This is a genomic window from Sphingomonas lycopersici (assembly GCF_026130605.1).
Classification (GTDB): Bacteria; Pseudomonadota; Alphaproteobacteria; order Sphingomonadales; family Sphingomonadaceae; genus Sphingomonas; species Sphingomonas lycopersici.
Genome location: NZ_JANFAU010000001.1, coordinates 741,270 through 766,358 on the forward strand (window position 1 = coordinate 741,270; position 25,089 = coordinate 766,358).

The 25,089-nt window shown below is 67.6% G+C and carries 23 protein-coding genes; 12 read left to right on the top strand and 11 right to left on the bottom strand.

From position 1 onward, the window contains the following. Positions 1–5: 5 nt before the first annotated feature. Genes NED98_RS02965 through NED98_RS02985 form a run of 5 tightly spaced genes read right to left on the bottom strand, consistent with a single transcriptional unit; the run spans position 6 to position 7,042 of the window. Complete coding sequence (locus tag NED98_RS02965) at positions 6–878, bottom strand: kinase (protein ID WP_265311883.1); 873 nt, start codon at positions 876–878, stop codon at positions 6–8. Beyond that, entirely contained in the window at positions 875–1,849 is a 975-nt protein-coding gene (locus tag NED98_RS02970; RefSeq protein WP_265311884.1) for a 2-hydroxyacid dehydrogenase, read from the bottom strand. Before NED98_RS02970 ends, NED98_RS02965 begins: the two co-directional genes overlap by 4 nt. Beyond that, positions 1,846–2,763: a TauD/TfdA dioxygenase family protein gene (locus tag NED98_RS02975; RefSeq protein ID WP_179514237.1), complete on the bottom strand. Its 918-nt coding sequence runs from the start codon at positions 2,761–2,763 to the stop codon at positions 1,846–1,848. Before NED98_RS02975 ends, NED98_RS02970 begins: the two co-directional genes overlap by 4 nt. Further along, a complete protein-coding gene (locus NED98_RS02980) occupies positions 2,754–4,136 on the bottom strand; it encodes an MFS transporter (protein WP_265311885.1) in 1,383 nt (460 codons plus the stop codon). Before NED98_RS02980 ends, NED98_RS02975 begins: the two co-directional genes overlap by 10 nt. 8 nt (positions 4,137–4,144) lie before the next feature. Beyond that, complete coding sequence (locus NED98_RS02985) at positions 4,145–7,042, bottom strand: TonB-dependent receptor domain-containing protein (RefSeq protein ID WP_265311886.1); 2,898 nt, start codon at positions 7,040–7,042, stop codon at positions 4,145–4,147. 145 nt (positions 7,043–7,187) lie between these two features. Between NED98_RS02985 and NED98_RS02990 the strand changes: the two genes are divergently transcribed. The 3 genes from NED98_RS02990 to desA all read left to right on the top strand — a co-directional run bounded on the left by NED98_RS02990 (position 7,188) and on the right by desA (position 9,909). Further along, positions 7,188–7,718: a MarR family winged helix-turn-helix transcriptional regulator gene (locus NED98_RS02990; RefSeq protein ID WP_179514235.1), complete on the top strand. Its 531-nt coding sequence runs from the start codon at positions 7,188–7,190 to the stop codon at positions 7,716–7,718. A gap of 83 nt (positions 7,719–7,801) precedes the next feature. Then, the gene (locus NED98_RS02995; protein WP_265311887.1) at positions 7,802–8,515 is read left to right on the top strand and encodes an alpha/beta fold hydrolase; all 714 of its coding nucleotides are present in this window, start codon (positions 7,802–7,804) and stop codon (positions 8,513–8,515) included. Then, on the top strand, positions 8,512–9,909 hold the full coding sequence (desA, locus tag NED98_RS03000; protein ID WP_265311888.1) for a syringate O-demethylase: 1,398 nt from the start codon (positions 8,512–8,514) through the stop codon (positions 9,907–9,909). The genes NED98_RS02995 and desA overlap by 4 nt, the downstream gene beginning before the upstream one ends. 40 nt (positions 9,910–9,949) lie before the next feature. Here desA and NED98_RS03005 read toward each other — a convergent pair whose 3' ends face one another. After that, complete coding sequence (locus tag NED98_RS03005; protein WP_265311889.1) at positions 9,950–10,693, bottom strand: IclR family transcriptional regulator; 744 nt, start codon at positions 10,691–10,693, stop codon at positions 9,950–9,952. 64 nt (positions 10,694–10,757) lie between these two features. Between NED98_RS03005 and NED98_RS03010 the strand changes: the two genes are divergently transcribed. The 5 genes from NED98_RS03010 to NED98_RS03030 all read left to right on the top strand — a co-directional run bounded on the left by NED98_RS03010 (position 10,758) and on the right by NED98_RS03030 (position 13,350). Beyond that, on the top strand, positions 10,758–11,201 hold the full coding sequence (locus NED98_RS03010) for a MarR family winged helix-turn-helix transcriptional regulator (protein ID WP_265311890.1): 444 nt from the start codon (positions 10,758–10,760) through the stop codon (positions 11,199–11,201). 22 nt (positions 11,202–11,223) lie between these two features. Continuing rightward, positions 11,224–11,622: a nuclear transport factor 2 family protein gene (locus NED98_RS03015; RefSeq protein WP_265311891.1), complete on the top strand. Its 399-nt coding sequence runs from the start codon at positions 11,224–11,226 to the stop codon at positions 11,620–11,622. Between the two features lie 77 nt (positions 11,623–11,699). Then, complete coding sequence (locus NED98_RS03020) at positions 11,700–12,089, top strand: nuclear transport factor 2 family protein (protein WP_265311892.1); 390 nt, start codon at positions 11,700–11,702, stop codon at positions 12,087–12,089. An 8-nt stretch (positions 12,090–12,097) separates the two neighbouring features. Next, on the top strand, positions 12,098–12,847 hold the full coding sequence (locus tag NED98_RS03025) for an SDR family oxidoreductase (protein WP_265311893.1): 750 nt from the start codon (positions 12,098–12,100) through the stop codon (positions 12,845–12,847). Continuing rightward, positions 12,847–13,350: a DUF3237 domain-containing protein gene (locus NED98_RS03030; RefSeq protein WP_265311894.1), complete on the top strand. Its 504-nt coding sequence runs from the start codon at positions 12,847–12,849 to the stop codon at positions 13,348–13,350. The genes NED98_RS03025 and NED98_RS03030 overlap by 1 nt, the downstream gene beginning before the upstream one ends. A gap of 46 nt (positions 13,351–13,396) precedes the next feature. Here NED98_RS03030 and NED98_RS03035 read toward each other — a convergent pair whose 3' ends face one another. Beyond that, entirely contained in the window at positions 13,397–14,434 is a 1,038-nt protein-coding gene (locus NED98_RS03035; protein WP_265311895.1) for an aromatic ring-hydroxylating dioxygenase subunit alpha, read from the bottom strand. Between the two features lie 45 nt (positions 14,435–14,479). Here NED98_RS03035 and NED98_RS03040 point away from each other — a divergent pair, with 45 nt between their 5' ends. After that, positions 14,480–15,052: a TetR family transcriptional regulator gene (locus tag NED98_RS03040; RefSeq protein WP_265311896.1), complete on the top strand. Its 573-nt coding sequence runs from the start codon at positions 14,480–14,482 to the stop codon at positions 15,050–15,052. Here NED98_RS03040 and NED98_RS03045 read toward each other — a convergent pair. Both NED98_RS03045 and nov2 read right to left on the bottom strand, forming a co-directional pair. Next, a complete protein-coding gene (locus NED98_RS03045; protein WP_265311897.1) occupies positions 15,049–17,433 on the bottom strand; it encodes a TonB-dependent receptor in 2,385 nt (794 codons plus the stop codon). The genes NED98_RS03040 and NED98_RS03045 overlap by 4 nt on opposite strands. Positions 17,434–17,541: 108 nt before the next feature. After that, positions 17,542–19,008 (bottom strand): lignostilbene-alpha,beta-dioxygenase NOV2, encoded by a 1,467-nt coding sequence (gene nov2 / locus NED98_RS03050; protein ID WP_265311898.1) that lies wholly within the window; start codon positions 19,006–19,008, stop codon positions 17,542–17,544. 114 nt (positions 19,009–19,122) lie between these two features. On the opposite strand from nov2, the gene NED98_RS03055 reads away from it, so the two are divergent. Beyond that, positions 19,123–19,665, top strand: coding sequence for a MarR family winged helix-turn-helix transcriptional regulator (locus NED98_RS03055; RefSeq protein WP_265311899.1), 543 nt, complete (start codon positions 19,123–19,125; stop codon positions 19,663–19,665). A 144-nt stretch (positions 19,666–19,809) separates the two neighbouring features. Here the strand turns inward: NED98_RS03055 and NED98_RS03060 are convergent, their stop codons facing one another. Beyond that, positions 19,810–21,291, bottom strand: coding sequence for an aldehyde dehydrogenase (locus NED98_RS03060; protein WP_265311900.1), 1,482 nt, complete (start codon positions 21,289–21,291; stop codon positions 19,810–19,812). Positions 21,292–21,320: 29 nt separating this feature from the next. Continuing rightward, positions 21,321–21,833: a nuclear transport factor 2 family protein gene (locus NED98_RS03065; RefSeq protein WP_265311901.1), complete on the bottom strand. Its 513-nt coding sequence runs from the start codon at positions 21,831–21,833 to the stop codon at positions 21,321–21,323. 68 nt (positions 21,834–21,901) lie between these two features. Here NED98_RS03065 and NED98_RS03070 point away from each other — a divergent pair, with 68 nt between their 5' ends. Both NED98_RS03070 and NED98_RS03075 read left to right on the top strand, forming a co-directional pair. Further along, a complete protein-coding gene (locus tag NED98_RS03070) occupies positions 21,902–22,816 on the top strand; it encodes an NAD(P)H-binding protein (RefSeq protein ID WP_265311902.1) in 915 nt (304 codons plus the stop codon). Then, positions 22,813–24,999, top strand: coding sequence for a PQQ-dependent dehydrogenase, methanol/ethanol family (locus NED98_RS03075; protein ID WP_265311903.1), 2,187 nt, complete (start codon positions 22,813–22,815; stop codon positions 24,997–24,999). Before NED98_RS03070 ends, NED98_RS03075 begins: the two co-directional genes overlap by 4 nt. Positions 25,000–25,089 lie beyond the last annotated feature (90 nt).

Below are 25,089 nucleotides of genomic sequence, written 5' to 3' on the forward strand. Positions count from 1 at the left end.
GATGGCTAACGCGCCGAGATCACGCGTTGCTGCGCGTCGAGCAGAAATAGCCGATCCGCGCGCTGCGGCAGGTCGGCGAACATATGCCGGGTCAGCCGCTCGTAATGCCGCACGAACCGCTCGACCTCGGCGTCGCTCATCACCCGGCCGGCGGCGCCGGCACGGTCGCGCAGCTTGCGTTCCTGCAACAGCCGGTTGGCGAACACTGCGTCGAAGCTCGGCGGGCGAAGCATCACCAGCCGGTCGATCCGCGCGAAAAGCGCCGCATAATCCCCGGCGAGCGCGGCGTTGACGTGGCTGCGCCAGATGCCGTCGGCGTCTTCCTCCGCCTCCAGCGCGTTGACCGGCGCCAGCAGCGCCTCGGGAGCTTCGGGCGTCGCGCCGACGCACCAGCCTTCGAACAGGATGATGTCGGGCCGCGCGGTCACGCTGCGCCACGCGCGTTCGGGCAGCCGATCGTCGTCGGCCTTGCTGAATCGCGGGACGCGCACCGGGGCGCTAACGGGCGCGCGCAGCGCATCGATCAGCGCACCGCCGAGTGCCGCATCGTGCGTCCCCGGCACGCCGCGGGTGGCGAACAGCGGATGCACGTCGCACGCCAGCACCAGCCGGTCGGCCCGCGGCAGATAAAGATCGTCGAGCGACAGCGTCACCGCGCCGAGGCCGAGCGCCGGCAGCAAGGCTTGTTCGAGGAACGCGGCGAGCGTCGATTTGCCGCTGCCTTGCGCGCCGTTGATGCCGACGACCAGCGGCATCGTCGCCGCCGCGCGCCACGCCGCGATATCGCGCGCCAGCGGCCGCCACCAGCGTTTCACCTGCGCGGTATAATCCGCCGGCAGGCCGTGCTCGGTGATCAGCGCCGCGACGCTTCGGCTCATGCCACGGTGTCGGGGGTGGGTTTGCCGTCGAACCAGGCTTCGAGATTGGCGAGCACGCGCAGCCCCATCGCTTCCCGCGTCTCGCGGGTCGCGCTGCCGAGATGCGGGAGCAGCACGGCATTGTCGAGCACGCGCAGCGCAGGCGAGACGTTCGGCTCGCCGGCGAATACGTCGAGCCCGGCGCCCGCGATCCGCCGTTCCTGCAACGCCGCGATCAGCGCCGCTTCGTCCACTACATCGCCGCGCGCGGTGTTGATCAGGATCGCATCGGGGCGCATCCGCGCCAGCGCCGCGCGGTCGATCATATGCCGCGTCTCCGCGCCGCCCGGCACATGGAGCGAGACGAAATCGGCGTCGGCAAGCAAATCGCCGAGATCGGGGACGAAGCGCGCGCCCAGCCGGTCGGCGATGTCCGCCGGAGCGGGGCGGCGCGCATAATAAGCGATCTCCATCCCGAAGCCGAAGCGCGCGCGCTTGGCGGTCGCCTGCGCGATCCGCCCGAAGCCGACCAGCCCCAGCCGTTTGCCCTTGAGGCTCTGGCCGAGAAGATGCGTTGGCCGCCAGCCGGTCCAGGCGCCGGCGCGCAGCTCGCGCTCGCCTTCGCCGCTGCGCCGCGCGGTCATCAGGATCAGCGTAAGCGCGAGGTCGGCGGTCGCGTCGGTGAGCACGCCGGGGGTGTTGGTCACGCGGATCCCGGCCGCGCGCGCGGCCGCCAGATCGATATGCTCATAGCCGACGCCATAGCTCGCGACGATGCCGGCGCGGCGATCGGGAACGCCGAGCACCGCGGCGGTGACGCGATCGGTGATCGTCGGGCACAAGGCGTCATGCGTGCGCATCGCGGCGGCCAGCTCGGCCTCGCTCAACGGGCGGTCGTCGGGATTGAGCGTCACCTCGAACCGCGCCGCCGCCCGCTGCTCCACCGCCTCCGGCCAGCGCCGCGTCAGCAATATCCGGGGGCGAGCGGTCACGCGGTCGGCCGATCCAGCGACGCGCGGAAATAGGCGCCGAACGGATCGTCGGCATCGGCCGGGGGCGGCCCTTCGCGCACGGTGGTGCGACGCATGTCGCGACGCTCGTTGCGCACATCGAAATCGCCGCCGCGGTGCATCGAGGTGAGATTGTCCCAGATGACGAGATCGCCCGGCTGCCATTTGACCGAGAAGATATATTGCGGCTGGGTGGCGAAGTCGATCAGCTCGCGGATCAGCGCCTGCCCTTCGTCGCGCGGAAGCCCGACGATATCGATCGCGTGGCTGGCGATATAGAGCGCCTTGCGCCCGGTCGCCGGCTGGTCGAGCACAAGCGGGTGGCGCGCCTTGGGACGGGCATCGACATCGGCTTCGCTGAGCGGGAAACCGGCGAGCTTGCGCGACCACCACAAGGAATGTTCGGCCTCCAGCCCATCGATCCGCGCCTTCATCGCGATGGGCAGATCGTCATAGGCCGAACGGGTATCGGCGAACCACGTCTCCCCGCCCTGCGACGGCACCTCATAGGCCAGCAGCAGCGAATAGGACGAGCGCATTTCCATGAACGATGAATCGGTGTGCCACAGCCGGTCGCCCTTTTTGTGCAGCAGCAGATTTTCGTCGCGCACGATCTCGCCGTCGCGGGTGAGATTGCTCGCGTCGAACAATTCGGGATAGCGGTGACGGCGCGGACGATCCTTCATCGCCGGCGCCAGTTCGAGATGGCCGAAGATGCGGCTGAAGGCGATATGGCTTTCGTCGTCGAGCCCGGTATCGCGATAGACGCAGACCCCCCATCGATTCATCGTATCGACGATCTCGCGGCGCATCGCGGGATCGAGCGGCCGGGTGAGATCGACGCCGGAGACTTCCGCGCCGAAACGTGGCAGGATGGGTTTGACGGTCAGGGGCACGGGCGGAGACTCCTTCGATCACGGCGCAGATAGATGCGGCCGAGCAGGACGAGCGCGACCGCACAGGCGGCGGGCGCGAGCGAAAGCAGGACGAAAAGGTGGCGCGGCGGCAGATTGGCGGCGAGCAGATAGCCGCCGAGCAACGGCGCGGCGATCGAGCCGATCTTGGCGATCGAGGTTGCCCAGCCGGCGCCGTTGGCGCGGATCGCGCTGGGGTAGAACATCCCGGCGATGCTGTGCATGCCGAAATGCGCCCCGCCGATCATCATCATGCTGAGCAGCGAAAGCGACGCGAAGCCGGGTTTGGCCAGCGGCGCGATCCCCATCAGCAGCAGCGCCGGGACGGCGAGGATCGGCAGCAGCGCGATCGCGATCGGCCCGACGCGATCGGTGAAACGCATCAGCGCCAGCCCCGCGAGCGCCCCGCCGACCGAGGTGACCGAGGCGATATAGGCGGCCTCCGCGCGGGTGAAGCCGACCTCCTCGAACAGGATCGGTCCCCAACTCGTCTTGAAATAGATCGCCAGCGAGCTGCCGATATAGGCGATCCACAGCAAGGGGGTGGTGGTGCGCAACGCGCCGTCGAACAGGCTGGCGATGCGGAAACGATCGCGCGGCGCGGCGCCCGCCTTTTCATCGAGGAGGAGAAAGCGATCGTGCGCGCCGGCGCCGAGCCCCGGCTCGATCGCGTTGAGTGCGCGGGCGATCCGCCCCGGCGACCGGCGCTTCACCGCCAGGAAGCGCGCGGATTCGGGCAACAGCCAGCAGAGCAAGGCAACGAGCGGCAGCGTCACCAATCCGCTGAGCAGAAAGATCGAATGCCAGCCGAAACGCGGCGCCAGCCACACGGTGAGCGGCCCGGCGATTGCCCCGCCGATCGTATATCCCATCATGATCAGCGTCACGACGGTCGCGCGGTAGCGCGCCGGGACATATTCGATGTTGAGCGCCCAGGCGAGCGGCATCAGCCCGCCCAGCGCGACGCCATTGGCGAAGCGCAGCGCCATCAGTGCCTCGAACGACCCGGCGAAGGCGAGCGCGATGCTCGACAGCCCGAAGGCGAGCACCGAAAGGATGATCATCGGCCGCCGCCCCCAGCGATCGCCGAGCCAGCCGAACGCGAAGCCGCCGAGCATCGCGCCCATCGTGCCGATGCCGAACAGCCGCCCGAGCTGGACGGGATCGATCGCGAACTGGCCGCGGATATAGGGCGCGAGAAACGACAGCACGAGCATGTCGAACCCGTCGAAGAAGGTGACCAGCCAGGAGATCGCCACCAGCCGGACGACGAAGCCGTTGAGCCGCTGTCGCTCGATGACCGCGGCGACATCGATCGCCCGTTCGCCGGTGGCGGGGGGAAGGGGGCCGGCCACCGCGCGGATCAGCTGCCGAAGCGCACGCGCGCGCCGATCTTGAACGCCCGGCCGACCGGATCGAACAGGATCTGGTTGGTGCCCCCCGACGGCCCGGGGATCGACGGCGGATCGCGATCGAGCAGATTGTTGATCGTGCCGAACAATTCGAATTCGCGGCCGTCGACCACCGGCACCTTCACCCGCGCGGTGAGATCGAGATAGAAGCGGCTCGGCACCCGGTTGTTGTCGACGCTGGTCGGCGAGGTGATCGAATAGCCCGGCTGATCGGGGCCAGTGAAATTGGTCCAGTAAATCCCCGACGGAATATATTTGCCGTGTCCGGTGAGCTGGAAATCGCCCTTCGTCCAGGTCAGCAGCCCGTCGATCACATAATCGGGCACGCCCGGCACGGTGCCGGTGCGGAAGCCGGTCTGACCGGCGCGATCGACCGCGCCGGCGGAATCGACCGTGGTCAGCGCCTGGGTGATGTTGGCGAGCAATTGCGCGTTGAGGCTGCCGAGCCCGCCGAGCGGCTGGCGATATTGGAATTCGATATCGAACCCCTTGGTGCGCAGCTCGTTCGAGTTGAGATAGACATCCTGCACCTCGAGGATCGTATTGGTCGTCGGATCGCGGGTGATCAGCGCGCAGAACTGCGTCACGCCCTGATTGCAGCGCTCGGCGAGGGTTTGCGCGCCGAGCGTGCCGATCGCGTTCTTCACCTTGATGTTGTAATAATCGACCGACATGCGGAAGCGCCCGAGGAAGCCGCCGCTGGGCGTCAGCACCGCGCCGACCGTCCAGCTATCGGCGGCCTCGACCGACAGGTTCGGGTTCGATCCGGTGATCACCGTCGGATTGGTCTGCAGCCCGGTCAGCGGATCGGTCAGCCCGATCGTGCGGCGGGTGCGCGGGCCGAACAGCTCGCTGAGATTGGGCGCGCGGATGTCGCGCGAGCGGGTGGCGCGGAAGCGCACGCCGGCGATCGGCTCATAGACCGCGCCCAGCTTCCAGGTGGTGACCGCCCCGCTCGTGCTGTAATCGGTGCGGCGGATCGCGCCGTTGAGGTCGAGCGCGTGGCCGATCGCCGAATCCGCGAACACCGGCACCGCGATCTCGCCATAGCCTTCCTTGACGTTGACCGAGCCGCTGAGCGCGCTGCCGTTGAGCGTCCAGAAGCCGTTGACGAGCGACACCGGGTCGGTGGTGCTGACGATCCGGTCGCTGCGATATTCGCCGCCGACCGCCAGCTTCACCGGCCCGGCGGGCAGGGTGACCAGCGTGCCGCGCAGATCGATCGCCGCGACATGCTGCTCGTTGGTGGTGTTCTGGAAGCCGTTGCCGGTGATATAGGCCGCGGCGCGAGGATCGTATCGGCCCTCGCCGAACGGGTTGAACGGCACGCAATTCGGATCATCGTTGGCCGGGTTCGCATCGGCGTTGACGCGGCACACCGCCTGGCCGTTGACGTTCACCGCATCGATCGCCTTGGGCAGGTTGAGCGTGTTGATCGCATTGTACGATCGCTGGCGGAATTCGGTGCGGCCATATTGGTAGAAGCCCTCGACCGTCCAATTGTCGCTGACCTCCGCCTTCAGGCTTACCGCGCCGCGATAGGTGGTGGTGCGCGTCTTCGCATATGACGGGCCGAGATCGAAGCCGGCGCGGCCGAGCACGAACGAGGCGACGCCGTTCGCGTCCATCGCCGCGGCGATCGAGGCCGGGATGAACGGATTGTCGCGCTTGATCCGCCCCATCAAGCGGCCGTCATAGTCGCGCAGCACGTTCGACACGACGGTGCCGCGCACCTGGCCATAGGACAGATCGACCCCGAGCGTGACGCGATCGCTCAGCTCCGCGGTCAGCGCGGCATAACTGGAGACGCGTTCGACCGGCACCTTGAGGCGGAAGGGGGAGATGAACGAATTGCGCCCCTGCCCCTCGCCGCCGAGCATGAACAGCGGGCCGACCAAGGTGCCGTAATTGAACGGTGCGGGGGTTCCGTTGGCGAGGAATTGCGTGCCGCGCAGCGGATCGGTCGCATTGGTGCCGATCGGCCTGCCCGCGGCGTTGTACGAGCGGTTGATGAGCCCGCCCGGGCTGAGCGTCGAGGTGTTGACCCCGGCGATGATCAGATTGGCCGGGAGGCCGCCGGCGCCCGGCGCGGTATTGCCGAGGATCAGCGTCTGATTGGCGCACCACGCGCGCGTATAGCAATCGCCGAGGCCGTCGAGCTTTTCATATTCGACCGCGCCGACCAGATGGACGCGGCTGGAAAGATCGCCGCCGGCGGCGATGCTGGCGAAGAAATTGCCGTCGTCGCCGCGCTGCGAGATTCCCCCGACCACTTCGGCCTGCACGCCCTTGAGCTTGCGGTTGAGCACGAAATTGACCACCCCCGCGACCGCATCCGAGCCGTAAGCGGCGGAGGCGCCGCCGGTGACGACGTCACTGCGCTGGACGAGCGACGATGGGATCAGGTTGACGTCGACGGTGCCCTGCGGGGTGCTCGGCACGAAGCGGCGGCCGTCGACCAGCACCAGGGTGCGTTGCGGATCGAGCCCGCGCAGATCGAGCAGCCGCGCGCCGACCGGGCCGCCGGCGGTGGCCTGCTGCGCCGGGCCGCTCGAACTGCGGAAGCTCGGCAATTGCGTCAGCGCTTCGCCGACATTGGTGATCGACAGCGCTTCGAGGCGCTCGTTGGTCACCGCGGTGACCGGGGTCGGTGCGTTGAAATTGCTGCCCAGCCGCGAGCCGGTCACGACGATCTCGGCCTCGTGCGGTGCCGGCGCGGCGGCTTCGGGCTGCGCCTCCGCGGGCGCCGATTGCGCCACAGCGGCGGTGGCGAGCGCGTGCCAGGCCAATACGGCCACGCTGGCGCCGAGCCACGCTCGAGTCGACCGGGCACGAAGGATTCGCGTCATCTACCCCTCCTCATTTCGGCGCCGCCGCGCCTCTTTGGTAGAATTCTATGTATCATGGTACATACATCGTCAAGATGCGGTGCTAGAAATGACCGAAGACGGTTCGTCGCGGCGGCAGGCGGCCGACCGGAGGAGGGGGAAACGAATGCGCGAAGACCAGAGCCACGATCCGTTCGAGCTTTCGACCGGGCGCTACGCCGATTTCTTCGCGCCGCAATCGCGCGAGGACCTCGAGTTCCGGCTGACCCGCAAGCTGGTGCTGACCGCGCGGCGCTGGACCCAGGTTTCGGAGGAGCGCATCCGTGCCGCGACCGGTCAGTCGCGCGCGCGCTGGCAGACCTTGCTCGCGCTCGCTTTCGCCGATGCGGCGATCACCACCACGACGCTCTCGGCGCGACTCGGCATGGCATGGCCGCCGCTGATTCGGACGCTCAACGCGCTCGAGGCCGACGGGTTGATCCGCCGCGACGAGCATCCGCAGGACAAACGCTCGCGCACGATCGACGTGACCGAGGAAGGCTATCGCGTGATCGAGGCGGTCAAGCCGATCCTCGCGCAGGTGCGGCGCGAAACGCTCGCGCTGGTCGACGACAGCCAGCTGCAACTCGCCACCGATCTGCTCGATGCGGTGCTCGCCGGCGCGACCAGGGCCGCCGGCGCGGACGGGCGCGGATAGCCTCTGGCTTCGCGTTCAAACTTCTTGTACATGAAGATTTCATGGACGCGAATTCAACTCGAGGCGAAGGGTCGGGAGAGCCCTTGCTGCTGCTGCCGGGCCTGATCTGCGACGAGCGGATTTTCGCCGCGCAGCTCGCCCATTTTCCGCAGGCGCAGGCAGCCGCGGACTATGGCGATGCGACGACGTTGGAGGAGATGGCGCGCCGCGTGCTCGCGACAGCGCCGGCGCGCTTCGCCTTGCTCGGTCATTCGATGGGCGCGCGGGTCGCGGTGGAGATCGTGCGGCAGGCGCCGGCGCGGGTCGCCCGGCTGGCGCTGGCGAGCACCGGGATGCACCTGCCGCGCGATGGCGAGGCCGCGAAAAGATACTGGCTGCGCGATCTGGGGCGGACGAAGGGGCACGAGGCGCTGGTCGATGCGTGGTTGCCGCCGATGATCGGGCCGGCGAGCGCGTTCGATCATGCGCTCCACGCCCGGTTGCGCGCGATGTGCGTCGAGGCGGGGCTCGACAAGTTCGAGGCGCAGATCGCCGCGCTGCTGGCGCGCCTGGCGACCGAGGACGTGCTCGGCACGGTCGCCGTGCCGACGCTGATCGCGGTCGGCGCCGACGATCGCTGGTCACCCCCCGCGCAGCATCGCGCGATCGCTGCGCTGATTCCCCACGCCCGGCTCGTCGTGATCCCCGGCGCCGGCCACATGCTTCCCGCCGAGCGGCCCGCGGCGTTCAACGCCGCGATCGCCGATTGGCTCGCCTTGCCCATCGACCCTGATCTTCCTGAAGGAGAGGAAAAGTGACTCAACAGACGCTGCAACAATTGCTCGACGCCAATGGCGATATCGTCGAGTTCCTGCGCAATCAGCAGAGCGGGCCCAACGTCTATCCCGGCGTCCCCGCGGAATATTCCAACTGGCGCAGCGAGCAGCAGGCGTGGGCGAAGACCTGCGTGCTGTTCAACCAGTCGTTCCACATGGTCGATCTGGCAGTCGAGGGGCCGGATGCCTTTGCCATGCTCAACTATCTGGGCATCAATAGCTTCAAGGGCTTCGTGCCCGATCGCGCCAAGCAATTCGTGCCGGTGACGCCGGAGGGTTATGTCATCGGCGACGTGATCCTGTTCTATCTCGACGAGCAGAAGTTCAACCTGGTCGGCCGTGCGCCGACGATCGAATGGATCGAATATCACGCCGCGACGGGCAATTGGAACGTCACCGTCACGCGCGACGAGCGCACCGCCGTCCGCCCCGATCCGGAAAACCGCCGCTCGTATCGCTTCCAGCTCCAGGGGCCGAACGCGATGAAGACGCTGGAAAAGGCGATGGGAGCGACCCCGCCGGACCTCAAATTCTTCCACATGACTCGGCTGTCGATCGCCGGGCGCGAGGTGCGCGCGCTGCGTCACGGCATGGCGGGGCAGCCGGGTTACGAGCTGTTCGGGCCGTGGGCGGATTATGACGTGGTGCGCAATGCCCTGATCGAGGCGGGGCGCGAATTCGGCCTCGCGCTGGTCGGCGGGCGGACCTATTCGTCGAACACGATCGAATCCGGCTGGATCCCGTCGCCTTTGCCGGCGACCTATAGCGGGGAAGGGACCCGCGCCTTCCGCGAATGGCTGTCGGCCAACAGCTATGAGGGCAAGGCGTCGATCGGCGGCAGCTACGTGCCCGATACGATCGAGGGCTATTATCTGACGCCGTGGGATCTGGGATATGGCCCGTTCGTCAAGTTCGACCACGATTTCATCGGCCGCGACGCGCTGGAGCGGATGGCCGGGCAGCCGCATCGCCGCAAGGTGACGCTGGCGCTCGACAATGAGGATCTGATGCGGGTGATCAGCTCGCAATTCACCAAAGGCGACCGCGCCAAATATATGGAATTCCCGTCGGCGGTCTATTCGATGCACCCTTATGACCAGGTGCTGAAGGACGGGAAGCTCGTCGGGCTATCGACGTGGATCGGCTATAGCGCCAACGAAGGCCGGATGCTGACGCTGGCGATGATGGACGCCGATCACGCCGAGGCCGGCACCGAAGTGACCTTGCTGTGGGGCGAACCCGACGGCGGCACGCGCAAGCCGACCGTCGAGCGACACGTCCAGACCGAGATCAAGGCGGTGGTCAGCCCGGTGCCTTATTCGGAGGTCGCGCGCGATTCCTATGCCGAAAGCTGGCGCACGCATCAGACCGCTTAATTGCCGGCGCGCGGCGGGGAGGGCGTTCCCTCCCTGCCGCTCAGCCTGCGAGCAATGCGCAGGTCTTGCCGAGCAATTCCACCGCGCGCTGCTCGACCGCGGCATCGAAGCGCACGGTGGGGATCGCGATGCTGAACGCCCCGACCAGCACGCCGTCGAGAAACGCGGCGCGGCCGATCCCCTGGATGCCGGGGGTATGTTCCTCGCGGGTGCGTGCGATGCCGTCGCGACGGATCGCCGCGATCTCCTTGCGCAGCGCCGCGGCCGACACGATCGTCGTCGGGGTGAAGGCCGCGCGTTCGGTTTCGGCGAGAAACGCTTCCACCTCCTCATCGGGCAGCGCGGCGAGGATCGCCTTGCCCGCCGAAAAGCCGTGAAGCGGGGTGCGGGTGCCGATCTGCACCGCATAGCGCAGCGCCTGTTCGCTCGTCTCGGTGACGAGCGCCTCGACCTCCCAGCCGTGGCGGACGAAGAAGGAGACGGTCTCGTCGAGCTGCACCCTGAGCGATCGCACCAGCGGCGCGGCGCGCTCCGCCAGCGAAAAGGCGTGGGTGCGCGATTGCAGCCGCGCGAGGCCAGGGCCGGCGGTATAGCGCCGCCCGCTCCGCGCGAGATAATCGCGCTCGACCAACGTGTTGAGCAGATAGGACAGGCTGCTGACCGGGATCGCCAGCGCGGCGGCAATCTCTTGCGCGACGACCGGCCGATCGCGCGCGACGACATATTCGATGATGTCGAGCGTGCGGGTCGCCGATTTGACGGGAGCGGGCGTTGCGTCTGCCATGAGGCGCTATACCATTGCGCGCCACAACTGCCAGTCCGCGTAGACTTCAGGGAACAACAACCGCATGAAACAGGACGAAGTTCTAGATACTTTACTCGGCTATCAGGTCCAGCGCGCCGATCTGCTGATGACGGGGGACGCGCGGCAGGCGCTCGAACCGCACGGACTAACCCCCGCCAAGCTCACCGCGCTGCTGCTGATCCGCGCCAATCCGGGATGCGATCAGACCGCGCTCGGCCGCGCGCTGAGCGTCAACCGGTCGAGCGCGATGAAGCTGGTCAATTCGCTCGTCGCGCGCGAACTGATCGAGCGGCGGCCGGGGCGCGATCTGCGGACCAACGCGCTGCATCTGCTGCCGCGCGCGGAGGAGCGGCTGGGCGTGGTGCTCGATGATCTGCGCGGATCCGATGCGCGGATGAGCGAACGGCTGACCGCGAACGAGAAAGCGACGCTGCGCGCGCTGCTGCGCAAACTCGGCCCGGGCCGCGCGCGCCGTGCGTCGGCCTGAACGTCCGGGAAGGGAAACGACGATGACGACGGAACAGCGCCACGCGATCGAATGGGAATGCGCGCGGCTCATCAACCTCTATGCCACGCTCAACGATGCGGCGCAGTGGGAAGAGGTGGCGGCGCTCTACACCGAGGATGGCGTGATGACGCGGCCGAGCGCGCCTGACGCGCCGATCGCCGGTCGCGCCGCAATCCTCGCCGCGTTCCGCGCGCGGCCGCCGCGCACCACGCGGCACCTTACCGGCAATATCGTCGTGACGGTGGAGGACGAAGCCAATGCCGCGGCGACCAGCGCGATGCTGCTGTTCACCGCCGCCGCGACCCCGCCGCTGGTCGGCGGGTTCCGCGATCGCTTCCGGCTGGTGCCCGGCGTGGGCTGGCGCTTCGCCGCGCGACACGGCTGGCTGGATTTCGCCTGACCGTCGCGGCTTGCGGCAAAAGCTAACGATCGTTATTGTTTCGCCGAATCCTTGAACAATATGGAGGGGAGCGGCGAATGGCGCGGAGCGCGCAGGAACAGCGCAATCTCGATCTGGTGCTGGCGATGTTCCGCGAGGTGCTGGTGCCGCTCGATTCCGCGGCGGTCGATCGCTTCATCGCCGCCGATTACATCCAGCACAGCCCGCTCGCCGCGCCGGGGCGCGACGCGCTGAAGGCGTTTCTCGACGAGATCCGGCCGAGCCACCCCGATGCGCAACATGACCTGAAGCGCGCCTTCGTCGATGGCGATCATGTCGTCCTGCATTATCGCGTCCGCCGCTGGCGCGACGATCCGGGGATGATGGTGTGCGATATCTTCCGCGTCGCCGACGGGTTGATCGTCGAGCATTGGGACGTGATCCAGGATATCGCGCCCGCCGGCCCCAATCCCAATCCGCCGTGGTGAGCGCCGCGATGCGTTTCCGGGACAAGACCGTGCTGGTCATCGGCGGCAACAGCGGCATCGGGCTCGCGGCGGCGTGCGCCTTCGCCGGGGAGGGCGCGCGGGTGACGCTGACCGGGCGGGACCGTGCGACGATCGACAGCGCGGTGGCGGCGATCCCCGGCGCGGTCGGCCATGCCTGCGACGTTGCCGATCTCGCCGCGACGAGTGCGCTGATCGACGCGCTGGCCGCGGCGGGCGAGCGTGTCGACGTGCTGTTCGTCAACGCCGGTGTCGGTGGGTTCGCGCCGATCAGGAATGTGACCCCGGCGCAATGGGATCAGGTTCACGGGATCAACCTGCGCGGCTGCTTCTTCGCGATCCAGCAGGCGTTGCGGCTGATGGACCGCGGCGGCGCGATCGTCGTCACCGGGTCGATCGGGGCGGATGCGGCGCTGGCCGGCAATGTCGCTTATGCCTCGGCAAAGGCCGGGCTGCGCGCGACGGTGCGGATCCTGGCGAAGGAACTGGTCGGCGACGGGATCCGCGTCAACATGGTCAGCCCCGGGCCGATCGAAACCCCGCTGATTAACCGCAATCCGGGTATGGATGCGGCGGCGGTCGAGGGATTGCGCCAAGCGATGATCGCCGCGGTTCCGATGCACCGCATGGGCGCGGCGGACGAGGTGGCCCGCGCCGTCCTGTTCCTCGCCTCCGACGAGGCTTCGTTCATCACCGGCGCCGACCTTCGCGTCGACGGCGGCACGCTGGAGCTACGCTGATGACCGCGCTTTATTCGACGATCGACAATCCCCGGCTGGAATTCGCGATGGAGGTGCGGCTCGCCTTTCCGCGCGTCCAGACGATCGTCGGCACCCCGATGGGCGGCAATCGCAGCGCGGTCTATGTCGAAAGCGGTACTTTCGAGGGGCCGCGGCTGCGCGGTCGCGCGGTGCCGGGGTCGGGCGGCGACTATGCCTATTTCCGGCCCGACGACGTGGCGGTGTTCGACGCGCGCTACATGCTGGAGGAGGAGGACGGCACGCTGATCCTCATCAACAATCGCGGCTTCCTGTGGGGGCGTAAGCCGGACACGATGCAGCGGCTGCGCGACTGGGCGTTCGGTGGCGGCGCGCCGGTCGAACAGCAGGACTATTATCTGCGCGGCAACCCCACGTTCGAAACGCCGGTGGGCAAGCACGACTGGCTGACCAAACATGTCTTCATCGGCGTGGGCGAGCGGCGGCCGGACGGCAATGTGCTGCGCTATTACGCGTTGACCTAGGGCCTAAACTCAATTGGAACGACGCCGTTCCAATTGAGTTTAGGCCCTAACGCACGCGCCCCGGCTGCTCCTCGCGCGCGAGCCGTTCGACCAGCCGCTGGTAGAGCACCACGCCCTTGTCGAACGTCGCCGGCATCGCACGCCGCGCGGGATCGAGATCGATCACCCGCTGCTGCGCCTCGATCATCGTCTTGTCCTCGGCGAAGGCCTTGTCGGCGAGCCCCATCAGCACATCGCGCAGTGCTTCGTCGCCGTGATCGCGGTGCGGCCCCCAGCTGAAGAAATAGCGGCTCGTTCGATCGGTCAGCGCGGTTACCGCCTGGCTGGTGAAGGTCACCCCGGTGCGCGGCAGGTCGGGGGGCGGCGGAGCGTCGCCGAGCCGATCCGCCGTCCCGACCGGGAAGGAGGCGGTCGGCATCAGCAGCACGCCCGGCACATGATATTCATAGCTCGACCAGACATCCACCGGCCCGCCGCGCGATCGCCCGCCCGATTGCGCGCGGACCCAGCGCTCGAACCTGATGCCGCGCGGCAATGGCGTCACCTTCGGGCGGGTGTTCGCCCATTCTGCATCCGCGCCGAAGCTCGCCGGATGGACGAACGACAGATGCGTGAAATCGCACAGATTGTCGTGGATCAATTGCGCATTGGCCTGATAGTCGAGCTGGCCGCGCCCCAGGATATAGTCCGGATCGTCGAAGCCGACCGCCGGCGGGATCAGCGCCGGATCGGCCTTCGCCGGATCGCCCGGCCACACCCAGATCCACGAGTGACGCTCCACCACCGGATAGGCGCGGACGCGCGCGGTCGCGGGGATCGTCTCCTGCCCCGGAATTTCGACGCAGGCGCCGTCTGCCGCGAAACGCAGCCCGTGGTACATGCAGCGCAACGTCTCGCCTTCGCAGCGCCCCAACGAAAGCGGGGCGAGCCGGTGGACGCAGCGATCCTCCAGCGCCGCCGGCATGCCGCTTTCCGAGCGGAAGATGACGATCGGATCGCCCGCGACGGTGATCGCGAACGGAGCCTTCGCGGCGAGGTCCATCGACCAGCAGGCGACATGCCAGGCGTTGCGGACGTGCAGCATGATCCTCTCCTCCGTCTCGATGCGACTTTACTTAACGGCGTTAAATTGTCAAACCCGCGCGACATGGCCCGGCTGCGCGACATTTCGATCGATCGGGAGACGATCCTGCGCGCGGCCTTCGGGCTGCTCGACGAGACCGGGCTGGACGGGATCACGATGCGCGCGCTTGCCGCGCGGCTGTCGGTGCAGGCGCCCGCGCTCTACTGGCATGTGAAGGACAAGGCCGAGCTGATCGCGATGATGGCGCAGGATCTCTATCTGCGCGGGCGCGAGGAATGCCGCGGCAGCGCCGATGCGCGATCATGGCTGCTCGCGCTGGGGCAGGGCTTGCGCCGCGTGCTGACCGGTCACCGCGACGCGGGGCGCCTGCTGGCGATCGCCCGCCCGCTGACCCCCGCCGACGCGGCGCTCGCCGAGAGAATGGCCGCGCCGCTCGGCGTCTTCGGCTTCAGCGTGGCGCGGGCGCTGGAGGCGCAGGCGGCGGTGCTGTCGCTGACGCTGGGCTGGGCGCTGTATCGCGAAAATGCCGCGATGGCCGAGCACCTGCTGCGGATGTTCGACCTCGACGCAAGCTATGAGAAAGGCTTGCCGCTATTGGTCGACGGCCTCGTCGCCTAGAATCTCCGCCGCACCGTGACCGACCATTCGCGCGGCCGGCCGAGGATGCCCGAATTGACGCCGTAATTGGCGATATTTTCGCTTTTCCCGACGAAGTAGAATTTGTCGAACAGGTTGGTGACCGCGGCGCTGATCTGCCACCCGTCGTCGGGCGAGGCATAAGTGACGCGCAGGTTGAACAGGCTGCGTCCCGGCACCTCGTTCCCGGCATTGTTGGTGGAGTTGAAGAAGAAGCTCGATTGGTAGTTCCAGTCGAGCCGCGGCGTCACGCTGCCGATATCGCCGAGCTCGGCGCGATATTGGATTCCGGCATTGGCCTGCCACGCGGGGTTGAACGGTGCCTTGTCCGCCAAGGTTACCAGCGTGGTGGGGTCGACGCGGGTATATTTGAAATGGAGATAGCCGAAGCCGCCGTCGAGCGTCAGCCCGTCGACCGGTTGCGCCGAAAGCTCGCCCTCCACGCCCCAGACATGCGCGTCGCCGGCATTGGCGGGTTCGGAACAGGTCCGGCTCGCGCTTTCCGGGCAGACATAGCGATTGATCTGGATATCCTTGTAATCGTTGTAGAATATCGCACCGTTTACACGGAGCCGGCGGCCGAACAGATCGGATTTGAAGCCCGCCTCATAGGCGGTCAGCGTCTCCGGCGCGAAGGCGACGATCTGATCGGGGACATAGGGGCGCGGGTTGACGCCGCCGCCCTTATAGCCGGTCGATACCTGGGCATAGGCCATCAGCGTGTCGCTGAAGCGGTAATTGGCGCCGATCCGGTAATCGACGCGGTCGCCCTCGAACGTGCCGATGCGGCCGTCGAGACCGACGAGCAGCCAATTGGTGGTAAAGGGGATGCCGCTGGGCAGCGTGCCGTCGGGGTTGCGGCGGTGGAACAGATAGGTCTTGCGGTCGTGCGTGTAGCGCAGCCCGGCGACGATGTTGAAATTGGCGAAGGGATGCAACTCGACGTGCGCGAACAGCGACTTGCTGTTGTTGGTCACCGGATCGTCGGGCAGGAAATCGAACTGCACATTGGGGATCTGGCTGCGCCCGCCCAGCCAGTCGCGCGCGTCGTAGAGGAAACCGCCCAGGGTGAAATCGGCGATCGCGCCGATCTTGCCCGACAGGCGAAGTTCCTGGGTGAACTGGCGGTGGCGATAATCGAATTGCTGGAGCAGCACGGCGAGCGGCGATCCGTCGAGATCGATCCCCGCCGTGCCGGATGCCGCGCGATAGGCGGTGATCGATTTGAGGCTCAGCGTATCGCTCAGCGCGTAATCGATCGTTCCCGAAACCCCCCAGCTCCGCGCGGTGCTTTTCGGGCTGGAGCGAAAGCCGCCCGGCGCCACCTGATAGGGCACGCAGCCGCCACCCGGCGCGCAGAACGGCGTGGTGTAGTTGCCGCCGGTGTCATAGGTGGCATAGGAGGTGTAGCTGCGCGCGCCGGTGAGGAAGCGGCTGTCCAGCGGCACCCCGGCGAACGGATCGCCCGCGACATAGCTGCGCACATTGGGATTGTTGGCGTAGAGCAATTTGGTCGCGACCTGCTCCGAATCGTTCTGCGAGAAATCGCCGCTGAGATTGAGTTCGAGCCGGCTGCCGTCGGGCGCGTAGCGCAACGCGCCGCGCACGCCCTTCACGTCGATTCCGCCTTCGCTGCCCGTCCGGCAATTGCCGCTGCGCTGCGCCGGAATGCCTTGCCCCGGATTGACGCAGCCGAAATCGAGCAAGGTCATGAAGCCGTCGGTATGTTTCGAGACGCCGGAGAGCCGCGCATAAAGCCCGTCGGCGATCGTGAAATCGGCGCTGCCGCGGAAATCGACGCGGTTGAAACGCCCCAATGTCGCCTCGACGAACCCGCCGCCGTCCGCGTCGGGTTTTTTCGAGAATAGTTTGACCGAGCCGCCGATCGAATTCTTGCCCGCCAGCGTGCCCTGCGGCCCGCGCAGCACCTCTACCCGGTCGAGATCATTGAGATCGAGGATCGCGCCGAAGGTCGTGCCGTAATAGACGTCGTCGATATAGATGCCGACGCCGGGTTCGAGCGCGAAGCTCGAATCATTCTGCCCGATGCCGCGGATATAGGCGTTGACCGCGCTGCCGTTCAGCCCGCTCGCGCTGGACAGGTTCACATTGGGTGCGGTGGCGGTGAGATCGGTGACGCTGGTCAGGCTGCGCGCTTCCAGCGCCGCGCCGGTGGTGGCGGTGATCGCGATCGGCGTATCCTGCAGCCGCTGCGCGCGGAACTGGGCGGTGACCACGATGTCGTTCACCGCCTGATCCGCCTGGCCCGCCGGCGCCGGCTCGGCGGTCTGCGCCAGCGTTGGCGTGGCGAGGCACAGCGCGGCGGTCCCGGCGCCGGTCAACAGCTTGCGAGTGAAAAGCATCGGCCCCCTCCATTGTTCGCCGGCGATGTCGGGGCGATCGCGATCGTTGCGCGTGCCCGCAAAGCCGGTCTGTATCCTTAAGCAACAATAACGATCGTTATTATTTGGTCAAGGGGCCTTGCGCTGCGAAAGCTGTGCCGCGGATACCCAGGCGCCGTGCACCTGTGCGCGCATCCGCACCGGCACGGAGATGCGGGCCACCGCCCCGGCGGGGATATCGGCGGCGTCGATCACCCATAGTTCGGAGTCGAACGCCTCCTCGCCGGTGCGACGATCGACCACCGCCAGCAGCCAGCCGTCATGGCCGTTACGCGCAGAAGGGATGTGGACAGGTTCGCTGACCGCCATATCGGGCGCCAGCGTCATCATCTCGACGCGGCCGTTGCCCGGCTCGATCCGCACCAGCGCATTGAACGCCGCGCCGACCGGCCCGCCCGGCAGCGGCGGGCCGCCGGCCGGGTTCATGCTGCAATAGAAAGCGTAGCGATACGGCCGCCCCTGATCGGCATCGCGTAGCCGCGGCAGATCGCCCGGCGGGCCGATCGGGCGCTCTTCGAACGTCTCTCCCGCGCTGGAAAGATCGAAGGTCCAGCGCGTCAGCGCGCCGTTGACCTCCCACGGCATACGGTGGATGCCGCCCGCCTCGCGCATGAAGGCGAAGGCATTGGTATCGGTGAGGCACAGATCGAGATGGACCAGATCGCCTTCGTCGAACGCGTTGACGAGGTGGAAGGCGGAAACCCCCTTCGGCCCGCGGAACCAGCGCATCTCATCGGTCTTGCCGTAACGCGGCATGATCCCGATCCAGCTTTCCAGCTCCTGCTGATGCGCCCAGTGCGGCCCACCCGCCTTGAGCCGATCGAGATCGGCGGTGGTGGGGAAGATCGGGAAGACCGCGCGCGTCTCGGTGATCGCGAAATCGTGCACGCTGGCGCAATAGGGTGCCTCGAACCATTGTTCGGAGACGAGCTTTCCGTCGCGATCGGCGATGCAATAAGCGATGTCGCGCGAACAGAGCCCGCCCGCTTCATAGCCGAAGAAGAACATCTCCCCCGTCGCCGGATCGACCCGCGGATGCGCGGTGAAGGTTTCGGAACGCAGCGCGCCATAATAATCCCAGCGGCCGATCGTCTCCAGCGAGACCGGATCGATCTCATAGGCGAGCCCGTCTTCCTTGGTCATGAACAGCCGCCCGGCGTGCCACACCGGGGTCGTATTGGCGACGGTGCGGTCGCGCCCGGCGACCGCGGGATCGTCGGTGAAGGGGTTGCGATACCGGCCGAACAATGCGCGCCGCGCCTCCCGCTCCAGCATATAGCGCTCGGTGCGGACGTAGCGGATGTCGTAATCGACATGCCCGTCGGCGATCAGGAAGCGCGAGATCATCCCGTCGCCCGACAGCACGATATCGTCCGCGAACATCGGCGGATGCGCGGGATCGGGCACCGCGCGGAAGAATGCGCCGGATATTTCGGGCGGGATCGTGCCGATCACCTCCAGATCGCGGATCGCGCATTCGGTGCGGACGGGGGTGTTGAGTCCGGTGAAGTGAATCGTCGTCGGGAACGCGCCCATCTGGCTCTCCTAATCTCCGCCGAACGATAACACTCGTTATAATTCGCGCCAAGATGCTTTGGAGCCGCCAGGAGTGGTTGACGCCCGCGTCGTCACATGCGTTAGAGTGTGCTTATGGCTGATCCTACCGCCCCGCGCGATCGTCCCGCGCCCACGCTCGCGCAATATGGCATCGACTCGGCCGATACGCTGCACCGTATCCTCAAGCTGTCGAACAAGCTGATGGCGCCCTTCTCGGCCAATCTGGAGCGGCAATATCGCATCAGCATCAACGAATTCCGGCTGCTGATGATGATCGGCCGCTATGGCAGCGCCGCGGGCCACGAGCTTGCGGCGATGACCGGGGTGAACATCATGAGCGTCTCGCGCGCCGTCTCCGCGCTCGAGCGGCACGGGCGGATCACCGTGACGCGCGATCCCGCCAACCGCCGGCGCAAGACGCTGCGGCTGACCGAGGAGGGCGAGCGGCTCTATGCGATCATGCGGCCGCAAAGCGATCTGGTCGGCGATTATCTGCTGTCCGCGCTGCGCCCCGACGAAGTGATGGCGCTCGACCGCTTTCTCGATACGCTGATCGACACGCTGGAGGCGACCGACGAAAAGGGCCGCTCGCTGTTCATGGAGCGTACTCGGCCCGCGGAGGGGGATCGCCCCTGATATCGAAATCCGCGCCGTCGCCGCGCAACATACAAGCCGTTCGCCCTGAGCCTGTCGAAGGGCGTCCGTTCGAGCGTTGGGGCCGCCCTTCGACAGGCCCAGGGCGAACGGGGAGGGGGGATTTCGATTTAAGCCGCGACGCCGCTAAGCCGCCGCCTCGCTCTCGATCTGCATCACCTTCGTCTCCAGATACGGCATCAATCCTTCGACGCCGCCCTCGCGACCGACGCCAGACTGCTTGAATCCGCCGAACGGCAGGCTGAAATCGGCCTTCATGCCGTTGTGCCCGACATTGCCCGCGCGCAGCCGCCGGCCGATGCGATAGACCGCGTCGCGATCATTGGTGAGCACCGCGGAATTGAGGCCATAATCGCTGTCGTTGGCGATCTCGATCGCATGGTCGGCGTCGCGCGCGGCGATCAGCGTGAGGACGGGGCCGAAAATCTCTTCCCGCGCAATCGTCATCTGATTGTCGACCTCGGCGAACAGCGTCGGCTCGAAATAATAGCCGGTGGAAAGATGCGCGGGTCGCCCGCCGCCGGTCACCAGCCGCGCACCCTCGCGCTTGCCGGTTTCGACATAATGTTCGATCCGTTCGAGCTGGCGCTTCATCGCGATCGGCCCCATTTCGGTCGCCGGGTCGAGCGGGGAGCCGATCCGCACCCGCTGCATCTCCGCCGCGATCGCCGCCGCGATGGCGTCGACGCGATGCGCCGGGACGATCGCGCGGCTCAGCATCGCGCAGACCTGGCCGGAAAGCACGGTGATCGTCCGCGCCAGGATCGCGCCCGCGGCTTCGGCGGGCATGTCGTCGAGCACGATCGCGGGGGATTTCCCGCCCAGTTCCAGCGTGACGCGTGCGATCCGTTCCCCCGCGACGCTGGCGATGCGGCGGCCCGCGACGGTCGAGCCGGTGAAGCTGATCTTGTCGACGCCGCGATGCCGCACGAGGTGATCCGCCGCGTCGCGATGCGCCGGCACGAGATTGAGTACGCCCGGCGGCAGTCCCGCCGCTGCCGCCGCCTCGGCGATCAGATAGGCCTCGAGCGGGGTTTCCGGCGCGGGCTTCATGATGACGGTGCAGCCGCAGATCAGCGCCGGGGCGATCTTCTGGATCATGATCGAATAGGGCATGTTCCACGGCGCGATCGCCGCGACCACGCCGACCGGTTCGCGCACCAGCACCGACAGATTGCCCGGGAGCGTAGAGGGGCGGCGCGTCTCCCATTCGTAACGCTCGCCGATATCGGCATAGCCGGCCAGCGTCTCGGTCCCCTGTGCGGCGGCGACCGGCGCGAACGAGGCGAGCGCGCCGATCTGCGCGACGAAGGCGGCGGCGAGCTCGGCCTGCCGGCCGCGCAAATGGTCGGCCATCCGGCGCAAAACGGCGGCGCGCTCGGCGACCGGCATCCGCGGCCACGGCCCGGCGTCGAACGCGTGACGCGCCGCGTCGACCGCCGCATCCATATCGGCCTCGCGCGCCTCGGCGACGATCGCGGCGAGCTGCTCGTTATGCGGGGAGACGATCGCGATCGTCCCGCCCGCGGCCGGCGCGATCCATTCGCCGTCGATGAACAGGCGGTCGGGGTGGGCGAGGCGGACGCCGTCGGGCTGGGTGTTGGCCATGCTGTCTCCGTGGGATCGGGTAATGCGTGTCAGTTGGCGGGCTGCTGCTGTCTGATCCGCAGCGATTCGGGGCGCTTGCGCGGAGTCCACTCGCCCCGGCCGGGGAAGTTCTTCAGCACCTCACCGTCCCACAGCCGCACGGTGCGGCTGCGGAAGCGCCAGCGGCCGTCGGCGCCCTTCACCGCATGATCCTGATACCAGCCGGTGAAGCGCAGCAGATAGGGCGGCTCGCCGTCGCATTCGGTGACGAAGGCGAAGGCGCGCAGCCGCACGCTGCCGTCGTCCTGCGGCAGATATTGCACCTGCGTCACATGATGCTGGCGGCCGGGAAAGCCGGGGGCGTTGAAATAATGCGCGGCGAGCGCGCGGATGCCGTCATGCCCCTCCCACACGTCGGGGTCCTCGAACACTTCCTCCACCATCCGCGCATCGGCGGTGAAGCAGGCGACCAGCCCCTCGACATCGCCGGTATCGAGCGCCCAGCTATAGGCGGCGATCAGATCCTGCAGCGCGATACGATCTTCCAATGCCATGTCGGCCATCATCCTCTCCCTTGCCACAACAATAACAATCGTTAGTATTGTCGGCAAGAGTGGCAGGAGGGGATAACGTGAAGATCGTGGTCACCGGCGCGTCCGGCGCCTTTGGCGGGGCGGCGGCGGCAATGTTGCTGGAACGGATCGCGCCGGGCGATCTGATCCTGCTGTCGCGCACCCCGGCGCGGCTGGCGGATTTCGCGGCGCGCGGCGCATCGGTGCGGCACGCCGATTTCGACGATCCGGCGACCTTGCCCGCCGCCTTCGCAGGCGCGGAACGGATGCTGCTGATCAGCACCGCGCGGGTCGGGAGCCGCGTCGGCCAGCATCGCAGCGCGGTGGCGGCGGCGGTCGCCGCCGGCGTGCGGCATATCGTCTACACCTCGCTCCTCGGGGCCGACGCGCCCGACAATCCGGCGATCGTCAAGAACGATCACCGCGCGACCGAGGAAATCATCGAGGCATCCGGCGCGACGTGGACCTTCCTGCGCGACAGCCAATATGCCGAGGCGGTCGCGGGGCCGATGGTGATCCCCGTGTTGCTGTCGGGCCAGCCCAAGCCGGACAATTGCGGGGCGGGGCGGGTGGCGTTCGTGTCGCGCGACGATTGCGTCGCCACCGCGGTCGGGGTGCTGACGCAGGGCGGCCACGAGAACCGCGCCTATGATCTCACCGGCCCCGAGCTGTTCACGATTCCCGAGGCGCTGGCGCTGGCGGGCGAGATTGCCGGGCGGCCGCTGGCGGTGGCGCCGACCGACGATCGGGGGATGTTCGCCTATTTCGATTCGCTCGGCGTGCCGCGGCATGCGTCGGACATCGTACCCGACGGCCCGATCCCGTGGAGCAGCGACGATATGGTGACGTTCGGCCAGTCGATCCGCGAGGGCTTCTTCGACCGCGTGACCGATCATGTCGCGCGGATCACCGGCCGCGCGCCCAAGACGCTGCGCGAGGTGATGCTGGCGCATCGCGCGAGCTGGCCGGCATGAGGCGGGGGTGGATCGCCGCGCTGGCGCTGATCGCCCTCGCCGGCTGCGCGCGGACCGGCACCGACACCGCCGCCGGGGCGGGGGACGACTGGCCCACCCCGGGCGGGGATGCGGGGAAGACGCATTTCTCCCGCCTCGGCGAGATCACCCCGGCGAATGTCGGCACGCTCGGCTTCGCCTGGGCCTATGATCTCGGCACCGGGCGCGGGCAGGAAGCGACCCCGGTGGTGATCGACGGGGTGATGTACACCAGCGGCCAGGCCGGGCGCGTCTATGCGCTCGATGCGACGAGCGGGCGGGAATTGTGGAGCTTCACCCCCGATCTCGACATGCAGGCGGCGCGCGCCGCGTGTTGCGACATGGTCAATCGCGGGGTCGCGGTGGCGGCGGGCAAGGTGATCGTCGGGGCGCTCGACGGCTGGCTCTATGCGCTCGACGCCAAGACGGGGAAGGTCGCGTGGAAGGCCGATACGATCACCGATCGTACGCGCGGCTATACGATCACCGGCGCGCCCGAAGTGGCCGGCGATCTGGTGGTGATCGGCAATGCCGGCGCGGAATATGACACGCGCGGCTATGTCACCGCCTATCGCATCGCCGACGGCAAGACGGCGTGGCGTTTCTTCACCGTCCCGCACGATCCGAAACAGGGGCCGCAGGAAAGCCCCGCGCTGGATGCCGCTCTCAAGACATGGGATCCGGCGAGCCGCTGGGATATCGGCGGCGGCGGCACCGCCTGGGATGCGATCGCTTATGATGCGGCGGCCGACACGCTCTATGTCGGCGTGGGCAACGGCGGGCCATATTCGATCGCCGAGCGGTCGCCGAAGGGCGGGGACAATCTCTATCTCTCCTCGATCGTCGCGCTCGACCGCAAGAGCGGGCGGCTGAAATGGCATTATCAGGAGACGCCCGGCGACAGCTGGGACTATACCGCGACCCAGCCGATGATCCTCACCGAGCTGACGGTGGACGGGCGCCGTCGCCCGGTGATCATCCACGCGCCGAAGAACGGCTTCCTCTATGTGATCGATCGCGAGACGGGAAAGCCGCTGGCGGCCAATGCGCTGGTGCGGACGAGCTGGGCATCGGGCTATGACCTTAAGACCGGGCGGCCGCGGCTGACCCCGGCGGGATCGGCATATTGGCAGGGGCCGAAGATCGTCTTCCCCGGCTCGCCCGGTGCGCGCAACTGGATGCCGGGGGCGTGGGATCCGGCGCGCAGGCTGTATTTCGCCTCGGTGCTCGACATGGGCAATCTGATCTTCCCGACGGTCAGCGGCGCGCCGCCGCGCCGCGCGAAGGCGCTCAACACCGGCGCGGCGCTGATCTTCACCCCCGATCTCGTCGAGGCGCTCCCCACGCTGCCGCCGCCGGTGCGCGCCGCGGTGGAGGCATTGCCGGAGATGAAATGGGTGCGCGAAAAGCCCTATTCGGCGGAAATCCGCGCGATCGACCCGCTCACCGGCAAGACACGCTGGGCGGTGCCCACCGGCGGGTGGCAGGATCGCGGCGGCGTGCTCGCCACCGCGAGCGGGCTGGTGTTCCACGGCATGCTCGACGGCCGGCTGGTCGCGCGCGATGCCGGCACCGGGCGGGCGCTGAAGGCGATCGATACCGGCAGCTCGATCATGGCCGCGCCGATGACCTATCGCGTAAAGGGGGTGCAATATGTCGCGGTCGCGACCGGCTTCGGTGGCGGGGGCTGGCCTTATGTGCCCGATTATTCGGCGGCCTATCGCTACGGCAATGCCAATCGGCTGATCGTCTTCAAGCTCGGCGGCGGGGCGGTGCCCAAGCCAGCGCCCTCACCGCCGCTGGAGGTCGCGCCCGCGCCGCCGCCGCAGGCCGCCGGCACCACCCCGGCGGTGATCGCGCACGGGCAGCAAATATTCTTCCAGAATTGCGCGATCTGCCATTCCAACCAGCCGCGCTCCACCGCCCCCGATCTGCGGCGGCTGGACGGCGCAGTGCATGCGATGTTCGACCGCATCGTGCTGGAAGGCGCGCTCAAGGACGCCGGGATGCCGCGCTGGGACGACGTGCTGACGAAGGCGGACGCCGCCGCCGTCCACGCTTATCTCAAGGAGATGCAGGCCAAGACCCGCATGCGCGAACTCGCGCTGAAACGCGCCGGCAAACCGCTCGACAGCCGCAGCCTCGCGATCCTGTCGAATTATTAGCGTACCGTGGCGAGGGCTTAATCGGGGTCACGTCCAGTCCTCGCTGGGCTCCCGCCTTCGCGGGGACACAAGATGCAGACTACCACCCCG